Consider the following 532-nt stretch of genomic DNA (forward strand, 5'->3'; position numbering starts at 1 on the left):
GTATGTGATATTCCGTTCCAACCACTGAAAACCCTGGTGCGGGCGCAAATTGTCCCTGTAGATAATAAAATCAGTTTCTTCCCGACTGTAACAAAAGCGCTGATTGACCTTGATCTGATGGACGGTGTGATTTCTGAGCCCTGATTGCAGGGCAGCACAAGAAATATGATACTGAGCATAGCGGCGGGCAAAAAGCACCGCCGCTATGAAAATGCAGAAATGAGGAAAAGTGATATGGCGATATTCAGATTACCGTTTATTAACTGGCTTATCCTCAACGGGCTGGCAGCGGGCTGGCTGTGGAACTGATAACAATATCCGCCTCCGCCAGCCGACTGTCGATTTCCGGCAGCGTAATCACTTCCGCATTGACTTCCTGCGCCAGAATACGGGCGCGCTCACGGGTCCGGTTGGCGATCATCATGTGTTTCACGCCGTGCTCGTTCAGATGACGGGCAACCAGTTCAATGGTTTCCCCGGCACCGACCAGCAGAATATTCAGTTTGGCTAAGGATTCAAAAATCTGACGCGC

Annotated in this window: 1 protein-coding gene; it reads right to left on the reverse strand. The window is 50.6% G+C overall.

What is annotated here, in order from left to right; all coding sequences use genetic code 11:
• Nucleotides 1-274 precede the first annotated feature (274 nt).
• Nucleotides 275-532, reverse strand: a 258-nt coding sequence (locus tag ABD297_RS23650; RefSeq protein ID WP_344257633.1) for an NAD(P)-binding domain-containing protein, incomplete at its 5' end; no start/stop codon positions are given.

Source organism: Terrabacter carboxydivorans (assembly GCF_039532035.1).
Classification (GTDB): domain Bacteria; phylum Actinomycetota; class Actinomycetes; order Actinomycetales; family Dermatophilaceae; genus Terrabacter; species Terrabacter carboxydivorans.